Here is a 2,256-nt window from a genome sequence, read left to right as displayed (position 1 = left end):
ATCCGGCACTGCTCAAGCTGATGGCGACGATCATGGGCGCCGCTCCGCGGCTCGCCGCCATCATCACGCGCCGCCCGCATGTGTTCGACGGTCTACTCGATCCGGCGTTGCTCGCGGAACTGCCCGACCGTGCCTATTTGTCGGCGCGGCTTGCGGCTTTCATCGACGGAGACCGCGCCTATGAGGAGGTCCTTGACCGGCTGCGCATCTTCGCCTCCGAGCAGAAATTCCTGATCGGCGTGCGGCTGCTTGCGGGCTCCATCGATCCCGGGCGCGCCGGTCGCGCCTTCTCCGACCTGGCCGATCTCACGATCGAAGCGGCGCTCAACGCAGTCATCGCCGAGTTCGCGTTGCGCCATGGCAGGATTGCCGGGGGCAGGGTCGCGCTCCTCGGCATGGGCAAGCTGGGCAGCCGCGAGCTCACTGCCGGCTCGGATGTCGATCTGATCCTGCTTTACGACCACGATGCGGATGCGGAAGACTCCGATGGCGAGAAGCCGCTGGCGCCCTCACACTACTACACCCGCATAACGCAGCGGCTGATCGCCGCCGTCTCGGCGCCGACGGCCGAAGGCGTCCTGTATGAGCTCGACCTTCGCTTGCGCCCCTCCGGCAACAAGGGGCCCGTCGCCACCCATGTCGACGCCTATAAGAAATATCAGCGGCAGGATGCCTGGACCTGGGAGCATATGGCGCTGGCACGAGCACGCGCCATCGGCGGTGACGCAGCGCTTTGCGCCGAGGTCGAAGACGAGGTTGCGGCGGTTCTTGCCCAGCCGCGCGACGGCGCCAAGGTGAAGGCGGATGCCTCCGAGATGCGGGCGCTGATCGACACGGAAAAGCCGCCGCGCGATCTCTGGGACATCAAGCTGATCCCCGGCGGCCTGATCGACCTTGAATTCATCGCCCAGGTCGCGGTCATCACCGGCGCGGTCGAGGCTGGTAGGCGGGCAACCGCGACGGCGGAAGTGCTGGCGCGGCTGGCCCCCGGTTTCGCTGCGCCTGATGTTCGGCAGGAGCTTTGCGAGGCCTGGAGGCTCTATCTCGCGCTGACCCAGATGATCAGGCTCTGCCTTACCGGCGAGTTCCAGCGCGACGATGTTCCGCCGGGGCTTTCTGATCTGCTTCTGGCGGCCACCGACCTGCCGGATTTCGGTGTGCTCGAAGCGCATCTCAAGGAGACGTCGCGGAAGGTTCGGAAGGATTTCGAGCTTCTGCTTCGCGCGGGAGCGTCGATCTCGCGAGGTTAATCCACGCGTCATTCCTTGGCGCCAGCGTTTCGAATTTCAGCGCGCCAGCTAAGCCGCCACCTTGACCATGGGCGGCGCCTTCTTCAGCGGGATGCGCACCGAAACGATGGTGCCGACGCCTTCGGTGGAGCGAATCTTCAGCGCGCCCCCCTGCAGTTCGGCGAGCGAACGCGAGATGGCGAGGCCCAGGCCGGAACCGGTGTGGTTCTTGGAGAACTGGTTTTGCACCTGCTCGAACGGCCGCCCGAGCTTGCTCAGCGCCTGCTTCGGGATACCGCAGCCATTGTCCTCGATGGTGAGCACCAGCGCGCCTGAGGCGCTGCGCGCCCTGACCGTGATCTTGCCGCCCTGTCCGGTGAACTTCACCGCGTTGGAGAGCAGATTGATTGCGATCTGCTTGATCGCGCGGCGGTCGGCGTAGAGCCGCATCGCATCGGCGATGCGCGTCTCTACCGTGATCGACTTCTCCGCCGCCTGCAGCGAGATGACGCGAACCGTTTCCCTGATCAGCGGGCAGAGGTCGATTTCCTCGCGGTCAAGCGAGAACTGGCCGGCCTCGATCTTCGACATGTCGAGAATGTCGTTGATGACGCCGAGCAGGTATTTGCCGCTGCCGTTGATGTCGCTGGCATATTCCTCGTAGCGCTCGGAACCAAGCGGTCCGAACAGGCCTTGCTGCATCAGCTCGGAGAAGCCGATGATGGCGTTGAGCGGCGTGCGCAGTTCATGCGACATATTGGCGAGGAATTCGGACTTCGCCCGGTTGGCGGCCTCGGCGCGCTCGGTTTCCTTCATGTATTTGCGATTGAGCTCGACAAGCTCCTTGGCGCGTTCCTCCTCGGCGCGGCGGGCGAGGCTAAGATCGTGGATCGTCGCCATCAGGCGGCGCTCGCTGTCGACCAGCTTTTCCTGATGCAGCTTGATCTGGGTGATGTCGGAGCCGACCGAGACGATGCCGCCGTCTCTGGTCCTGAGCTCGTTGACCTGCAGCCAGCGTCCGTCGGCG

Annotated in this window: 1 protein-coding gene and 1 pseudogene; one reads left to right on the top strand and one right to left on the bottom strand. The window is 64.8% G+C overall.

What is annotated here, in order from left to right:
- A pseudogene (locus EOA60_RS29525) lies at positions 1–1,250 on the top strand (bifunctional [glutamine synthetase] adenylyltransferase/[glutamine synthetase]-adenylyl-L-tyrosine phosphorylase); the annotation flags it as partial.
- 48 nt (positions 1,251–1,298) lie between these two features.
- Here the strand turns inward: EOA60_RS29525 and EOA60_RS29520 are convergent.
- A partial coding sequence (locus EOA60_RS29520; protein ID WP_164899642.1) for a HAMP domain-containing sensor histidine kinase occupies positions 1,299–2,256 on the bottom strand: 958 nt, incomplete at its 5' end.

It is taken from the genome of Mesorhizobium sp. M1A.F.Ca.IN.020.06.1.1, from assembly GCF_004023265.1.
GTDB lineage: Bacteria > Pseudomonadota > Alphaproteobacteria > Rhizobiales > Rhizobiaceae > Mesorhizobium.
The sequence above is the reverse complement of the archived record's forward strand: the minus strand, read 5'-3'. Positions and strand labels throughout refer to the sequence as shown.